The sequence below is a fragment of the Thauera phenolivorans genome (assembly GCF_001696715.1).
Lineage (GTDB): Bacteria > Pseudomonadota > Gammaproteobacteria > Burkholderiales > Rhodocyclaceae > Thauera > Thauera phenolivorans.
Window position 1 is genome coordinate 7113 of record NZ_MBFM01000003.1, and the last position, 7249, is coordinate 14361.

Genomic DNA, 7249 nt, shown 5'->3' on the forward strand with positions numbered 1-7249 from the left:
ACCCCTCCTCGTGCGCCAGGCCGTCCCCGGCTTCGCCGGCCTGCTCGACCACGACGCACTCTTCGAACTCGCCTGCGATCCCGACGTCGAGTCGCGCTGGATCCGCTACGCGGCCGACACCCCCGGCACCGACTGGAAGGTCGAGCACGGCCCGCAGAAGCGCGCCCGCCTGCGCGGCAAGCGCCGCCCGTGGACCGTGCTGGTGCAGGGCCTCAACCTGCACCTGGCGGCAGCCGACGCGCTGCTGCACCGCTTCGACTTCATCCCCCAGGCCAGGCTCGACGACCTCATGGTCAGCTACGCGGTCGATGGCGGGGGCGTCGGCCCGCACTTCGACAACTATGATGTCTTCCTGCTGCAGGGGGCGGGACGGCGGCGCTGGCAGATCGCCGACCAGACCGACCGCAGCCTGGTCGAGGGCGCCCCGCTGCGCATCCTGCAGAACTTCCAGCCCACCGAGGAGTTGCTCCTCGAACCCGGGGACATGCTCTACCTGCCGCCGCACTGGGCGCACAACGGGATCGCGGTGGGCGAATGCACGACCTACTCGATCGGCTTCCGCTCGCCGACCGCGCAGGAACTCGGCGCCGAGTTCCTCGCCTGGTTGCAGGAGCGGCTGTGCCTGGCGGGCATCTATGCCGACCCCGACCTCGAGCTGCAGGACAACTCGGCCGAAATCGGCCCGCGCATGATCGATCAGATCGAGCGCATGCTCGCCGGCATCCGCTGGAGCCGGCAGGACGTGGCCGAATTCGTCGGCGACTATCTCACCGAACCCAAGCCGCATGTGTTCTTCCATCCACCCGAGCCGGCGATGAAGCCGAAGGCCTTCGCACGCGCTGTGGCCCGGGCTGGCTATGCGCTCGATTCCCGCACTCAGCTGCTGTTCTCCGAGGCGGGCTTTCACCTCAACGGGGAGGCGATCGAGCTGCCGGCGGCACTGCGGGAGACGATTGCCGAACTCGCCCATCGCCGTCGGCTACCGCCGACCGAGGCCGGACCGGCGCTCACGGAAATGCTCTACCAGTGGTACTGCGACGGCTTCGGCGCGCCCGCCTGAGGGGCGAATCGAGGAACTTTGGCAGGACGGGCCGTCAATCCGCCATCCCTGTCGATCGGCGCCGGTGGCTTTTGAAACAATTTGCATTCCGCGCGGGCCTGTATATCCCTTGTGCGGCATGGGATTGCGGGGCATCAGCGTGACTTGCGCAGTGCACCAAAAGGCTTGCAAGGGTCAAATCCATGCGTGCTAGAATCTTTGCAGGTTCGGCATCACCGACGTCCCGTCCGGACATGGCCGACCACTGCTGCCCCGTAACTGCAAAGGAAACACAAAATGAAGAATTCTCTCCTCGTCGCCGCCCTCGTCGCTCTCGCCGTGACCGCCTGCGGCAAGAAAGAAGAGGCTGTCGCTCCGGCCCCGACCGTCCAGGAACAGGTTGAGGACGCCGCGGACAAGGCTGCGGACGCCGCGAAGGAAGCTGCGGACCAGGCTGCCGACGCCGCCAAGGACGCCGCTGCCGCCGCCGAAGATACCGCGCAGGACGCCAAGGAAGCCGCCGCGGACGCCGCCGAGAGCGCCAAGGAAGCCACTGCCGACGCGGCCGACAGCGCCCGGCAGACCGGCGCCGCCGCCGTCGAGGAAGTGAAGGAAACCGCCTCGGAAGCCCAGCAGGCTGCCGCTGACGCAGCCCAAGCCGCCAAGGACGCCGCCGCCAATGCGGTCGAAGCCGCCAAGGACGCCGCGGAGTAATTCGTCCGTTCGAGTCGCAAGAAAGCCGGCCTCCGGGCCGGCTTTCTTGCGTTTACGCGGGCAGCCGATGCTGCCCTGCCCAACCGCCCGATGCTGCGGGCGGCCGGCAGTGACTCAGCGCAGTTCCTCGTGCAGCAGCCCGAGGATGCGGCGCGCGGTCGGCGATCCATCGACGCCGCCCTCGCGGGTGAGCACCGTGACCGAGGACAAGTCGCCCTCGCCCGCCACGCGCAGCCGGTACTCGCTGCCGGCCTCGACCGGCTTCTCATCGTCGCTGCGCCAGAAAGCGAGCTTGGACAGGAAGCCGCCGCCCGAACTGGCCGATTCGGCCTCGGGGTCGACGTAGCGCACAAAGTACAGGCCTTCATTGCGGTCGCGATCCTGCACGGTAAAGCCGATGCGATCCAGCGCGAGGCCGATGCGACGCCATGCGCGGTCGAAGGGCTCCTCCATGTTCAGACCAACCTGGCCACCGGCCAGGGTGGTGATGCTGGCACGCTCGGCCGCCGGCGCCTCGGTCAGCGCTACCGCGGCACGCGACTCCTCCGCGCCGAGGCTGATCATCAGCCGGCGCAGCATCTCCGCCTCGAGTTCGGGGTCGGCTGGACGCGGCTGCCAGACCGTGGAGTCCTTCGCCTCGTTCGGATAGATCTCCATCATGCCGCGATGGCTGACATAGACCTCGACCGTGCCCGGCTCCGCCCCCTGCTCGATGCGAGTGCGGAACTTGTCGCGCTCTGGCGTGGAGAACAGGCCGTCGAGCACCTTGCCGAGCGCGGAGCGCACGAAGTCCTGCGGGATCTTCGCGCGGTCCTCGGCCCAGTCGGTCTCCATGACGCCGATCTGCGGGCTGTCGATGTTGAGGATGAAGCCCATCTCGAGCCAGAAATCCTTGATCTTCGGCCACAGCTCCTCGGGCGTGCCCGGAACGACCAGCCAGCGCTGGGAGCCGGCCCGCTCGACGCGCATGCTCTCGGGCACGACGAGCACCTCGGCGCTCGTCGCCGCGGTGCTGGGCAAGGCGGCGCGGTCGGCGGTGTAGGCCGAATAGGTCGCGGTACCACGCGGGGCGACGTCGGGCACGGCGAACCGATCGTCGCGCGTGGGCGCGGTCAGGTCGGGCGGAATCTCGAGCGGCGCGACCTTGCGTGCGCTCTTGTAGTCGATCTTCTTGGACTCGACCAGCGACCCCGAGCAGCCGGCGAGCGCAAGCGAAAGCGCGAGCGACAGCACGACGGGGGAGGCGGAAGTGCGCATGAAACGATGAGTCATGGGGTTTCCGGTTTGGAGAGTTGGAATCAGACCTCGATGCCGGCCTTGCGCATCGCCGCCACCACGCGCGGCTGGAGCGCCTCCGACAGCGGCGTCAGCGGCAGGCGGATGCCGTAGCCGATCAGGCCCATGCGAGCCACCGCCCATTTCACCGGGATCGGATTGGCCTCGCAGAAGAGGTCACGGTGCAGGCCGACGAGGGTCGCGTTGATCGCGCGCAGGCGGCGCGCATCGAAGGCGGCAGCGGCAGAGCACATCTCGTGGATCGCACGCGGGGCGACGTTGGCGGTCACCGAGATCACGCCATGGCCGCCGAGCATAAGGAAGGCGGCGGAGCTCATGTCGTCGCCGCTGTAGAGGGCGAAGTCGGCGGGCGCGCGCTCGATCAGATCGCAGGCGCGGTCGAGGTTGCCGGTAGCATCCTTGAGGCCGACGACGTTGGGGATCTCGGCCAGCCGCAGCGCGGTATCGTTGGCGAGGTCGGCCACCGTCCGCCCCGGCACGTTGTAGAGGATCAGCGGCAGTTCGACCGCTTCCGCGATGGTGCGGAAGTGGCGGTACAGCCCTTCCTGGGTGGGCCGGTTGTAGTAGGGCACGACCGACAGATGGGCTGCGGCGCCGGCTTCCGCGGCGAAGCGCGCGAGCTCGATCGCCTCGGCAGTGGCGTTGGCACCGGTGCCGGCAATCACCGGCACGCGACCGGCCGCGTGCTCCACCGTCACCCGGATCAGCTCGCAGTGCTCCTCGACATCGACCGTGGGCGACTCGCCGGTCGTGCCGACGACGACGATGCCGTCCGTACCTTCGCCGATGTGCCAGTCGATCAGGCTGCGCAGGCGGGGGAAATCGAGGCTCCCATCGTCGTTCATGGGGGTGACGATGGCGACTAACGAACCGGTAATCATGACTGTGGCCGAAACGTGAAAATCACGATTCTACCCGAACCCCGAAACTCGGCGAGTGCCGGGCGGATTTTCCTGCAGGCCCGGCGCCGGCCGCTCAGAGGTCGGCGAGCGCCTTGATGTGGCTCACCGCGGAACGCGCGAGCGAGGACAGCGAATATCCGCCCTCGAGCAGCGACACGATGCGCTTGTGCCCACAATCCTCGGCCACCGCCTTGATCTGCTCGGTGACCCAGATGTAATCGGCCTCGAGCAGACCGAGCGAGCCCATGTCGTCCTCGTAGTGGGCGTCGAAGCCGGCACAGATGATGATCATCTGCGGGTTGTGGCTGCGCAGGGTGGGCACCCAGATGTCGCTGACGATCTGGCGGAAGGCGTCGCCCCGGGTGCCGGCCGGCACCGGCACGTTGCACATGTGGGCGGGCGGCCGCTCGGTGCCGCAATATGGATAGAAGGGATGCTGGAAGATGCTCACCATCATCACCCGCGGGTCGTCGCGGAAGCAGTCCTCCGTGCCGTTGCCGTGATGGACGTCGAAATCGACGATCGCGACCCGCTCCAGCCCCCATTCGTCGATCGCGTGGCGCGCGGCGATGCCGGCATTGTTGAGGAAGCAGAAGCCCATCGCCTTGGTGCGCTCGGCATGGTGACCGGGCGGGCGGATGGCACAGAAGGCATTCTCGACCTCGCCCTTCATCACCAGATCCACCGCCAGCACGCCCGCTCCGGCCGAACGCAGCGCGGCCTGCATTGTGTTCGGGTTCATCGCGGTATCGGGATCGACGTGATGGATGCCGTGCTCGGGGACCTGTGCCAACAGCGCGTCGAGATGACTTTCAGGGTGGACCCGGACGATCTGCTCGCGGGTCGCCTGCGGCGCGTCGTAAAAGGAAAGGTAAAGATCGAGACCGGCCGCAATTAGGCGATCGTTGATCGCCGAGAGCCGGTCCGGACTTTCGGGATGGAACTGCCCCATCCCGTGCAGCGAGCAGTCGCGGTGCGTGATGTACGCCGTCGTGGTCATCCCCTTCCTCCGATTCTTCGCCCCGGCTTCCGGCCCCGCGCGAAAAGTGGCGTCGCACGAGGAACAATGCCCTCGGGAGCATGATCTTTGTCATCTATTATCACCGCTTCCCTGCCAATTTCACAGCACCGCCCCATGTCGAACAACGATGCCAGTCGCCTGCTGGACGCCGCCAGCCGCATCATCCTCGGCAAGGAACACGAACTGCGGCTCGCGCTCGCCTGCCTCGTCGGTGGCGGCCACCTCCTGATCGAGGACATCCCCGGCGTGGGCAAGACCACGCTGGCCCACGTGCTGGCGAGGCTGACCGGTCTGCAGCTGCAGCGCATCCAGTTCACCAGCGACCTGCTGCCCGCGGACATTCTCGGCGTATCGGTATTCGACCGCTCGACCGCCAGCTTCACCTTCCATCCCGGCCCGGTGTTCTCTCAGATGATTCTCGCCGACGAGATCAACCGCGCGACGCCCAAGACGCAGAGCGCGCTGCTCGAGGCGATGGAGGAGCGCCAGGTCACCGCCGACAGCCAGACGCTCGCCCTGCCCGAACCCTTCTTCGTCATCGCCACCCAGAATCCGGCGCACCAGATCGGCACCTTCCCGCTCCCCGAGAGCCAGCTCGACCGTTTTCTGATGCGGATCCAGCTCGGCTATCCGGCGGCCGAGGCCGAGCGCGCGCTGCTCCGCGGCGAAGACCGGCGCTCGATGCTCGCGCGCCAGCCGCCAGTGATCGGACCGGCGCAGCTGCTCGAGCTGCAGCGTGCCGCGCGCGAGGTCAGCGTCGGCGACGCGCTGGTCGACTACGTCCACGCGCTGCTCACCGCGACGCGCCGGGACGGCGAATTCAGCGCCGGACTCAGCCCGCGCGCCGGCCTCGCCCTGCTCGCCGCGGCGCGCGCCTGGGCGCTGATTGGCGGTCGCGACCATGTGCTTCCCGAGGACGTGCAGGCGGTGTTCCCGCACGTCGCCGGCCACCGCCTGCACGTCGCCGCCGACGGGCGCCCGGCAGCGCCCGCGACGCTGACCCGGCTGCTGCGCTCCGTCGGCCTCGACTGATGGCGGCGGGCAATGCCGGCGCCCTCCGCGGCGCGGCCGAGCGCTGGCTGTTCGGCGCGCGCGCGGTCGAGACCGCCCCGATCCACCTCGGCCAGCGCCGCATCTACGTTCTGCCCACCGCCGCAGGATGGGTCTTCGCGCTCGTCCTGCTGGTGATGCTGATCGCCTCCATCAACTACAGCCTCAGCCTCGGCTACGCGCTGACCTTCCTGCTCGGCGGCGTCGCGCTGGCGAGCACGGTGCACGCGGCGCGCAACCTGCTCGACCTCACGATCCGCCCCGGGCGTGGCGAAGCGGTGTTCTGTGGCGAGGACGCGGTCTTCCGCCTCCTTATCGACAACCCGCGCGCTGCGCGCCGGCCGGCGCTGGCGCTGCGCGCGCATGGGCGCGAGACTGTCTTCGAACTCGCCGCTGGCGATGGCGCCGAGATCGCGCTCGCCTGCCCGACGGCGCGCCGCGGCGAGTTCGCGATCGGACGCACCGTCCTCGAGACGCGTTGGCCGCTCGGCCTGGCGCGCGCCTGGAGCGTGTTCACCCCGGCTACCACCTGCCTGGTCTATCCCGCGCCCGAGGCAGACCCGCCGCCGCTGCCGGTCGACCGCGCCGCAGACGGAACCCGGCTGCGCAGCGGCGGCGAGGGCGACGAGGACTTCAGCGGCCTGCGCCGCTTCCGCGACGCCGATTCACTGCGCCACGTCGCTTGGAAAGTAGTCGCGCGTGGCGGACCGCTGCTGACCAAGCAGTTCACCGGCCTGGTCGGCGCCGATCTGTTGCTCGACTCGGCAGCGCTGCCGCCTTCACTCGACCTCGAGGCGAAGCTGTCGCGGCTCGCCGCCTGGCTGCTCGCCGCCGAGCGCAGCGGATGTCGCTACGCGCTCGTGCTCGGCGGCACGACGATCGCGCCCGGCCGCGGCGAACTCCATCTGCACCGCTGCCTGCGCCAGCTGGCGTTGTTCCGGAATGTACCGTCGGGAACGCGTGATGCTTGACGCCGTGGCCGCACGACTGCCGCGAGGCCGGCCGGCTGCCTCCGTGCTCCCCCCCGCGCTCGATCGCGACCAGGGCCTGTGGCTGCTCGGCGCCGCCGCGCTGACCCTGCTGCCGCATCTCGCCTGGCTCCCCCTCTGGACCTCGGCGCTCTGCGGCGCACTGCTGGCCTGGCGCGCCTTGCTGCTGATCGAACAGCGGCACCCGCCATGGTCGCTCCTGGTGCTCGCGCTCGGCGTCGCCGCGGCGGCGGGCGTG

7 protein-coding genes and 1 pseudogene are annotated in these 7249 nt (G+C 69.1%); 5 read left to right on the forward strand and 3 right to left on the reverse strand.

The annotated features are described in order from the left end of the window. Together BB334_RS06860 and BB334_RS06865 are read left to right on the forward strand one after the other, a co-directional pair. On the forward strand, positions 1-1060 hold a 1060-nt coding region (locus BB334_RS06860; RefSeq protein WP_083200367.1), incomplete at its 5' end, for a cupin domain-containing protein. A 276-nt stretch (positions 1061-1336) separates the two neighbouring features. Further along, the gene (locus tag BB334_RS06865) at positions 1337-1753 is read left to right on the forward strand and encodes a hypothetical protein (RefSeq protein WP_068806287.1); all 417 of its coding nucleotides are present in this window, start codon (positions 1337-1339) and stop codon (positions 1751-1753) included. 114 nt (positions 1754-1867) lie between these two features. On the opposite strand, the gene bamC is transcribed toward BB334_RS06865, so the two are convergent. From bamC to BB334_RS06880, 3 genes are all read right to left on the reverse strand, one after another. Further along, the gene (bamC, locus tag BB334_RS06870; protein WP_068806290.1) at positions 1868-3025 is read right to left on the reverse strand and encodes an outer membrane protein assembly factor BamC; all 1158 of its coding nucleotides are present in this window, start codon (positions 3023-3025) and stop codon (positions 1868-1870) included. Between the two features lie 26 nt (positions 3026-3051). Next, positions 3052-3930 carry a 4-hydroxy-tetrahydrodipicolinate synthase gene (dapA, locus tag BB334_RS06875; RefSeq protein WP_068806292.1) on the reverse strand — a complete coding sequence of 293 codons (879 nt, stop codon included), beginning with the start codon at positions 3928-3930 and terminating at the stop codon, positions 3052-3054. Positions 3931-4024: 94 nt separating this feature from the next. Next, positions 4025-4951: a histone deacetylase family protein gene (locus BB334_RS06880; RefSeq protein WP_068806295.1), complete on the reverse strand. Its 927-nt coding sequence runs from the start codon at positions 4949-4951 to the stop codon at positions 4025-4027. A 135-nt stretch (positions 4952-5086) separates the two neighbouring features. Here BB334_RS06880 and BB334_RS06885 point away from each other — a divergent pair, with 135 nt between their 5' ends. From BB334_RS06885 to BB334_RS17505, 3 genes and pseudogenes are all read left to right on the forward strand, one after another. Then, positions 5087-6004 (forward strand): AAA family ATPase, encoded by a 918-nt coding sequence (locus BB334_RS06885; RefSeq protein WP_068806298.1) that lies wholly within the window; start codon positions 5087-5089, stop codon positions 6002-6004. Further along, positions 6004-6993 carry a DUF58 domain-containing protein gene (locus BB334_RS06890; RefSeq protein WP_068806302.1) on the forward strand — a complete coding sequence of 330 codons (990 nt, stop codon included), beginning with the start codon at positions 6004-6006 and terminating at the stop codon, positions 6991-6993. The genes BB334_RS06885 and BB334_RS06890 overlap by 1 nt, the downstream gene beginning before the upstream one ends. Next, positions 6986-7249: pseudogene (locus tag BB334_RS17505) on the forward strand (transglutaminaseTgpA domain-containing protein); the annotation flags it as partial. The gene BB334_RS06890 and the pseudogene BB334_RS17505, both read left to right, overlap by 8 nt.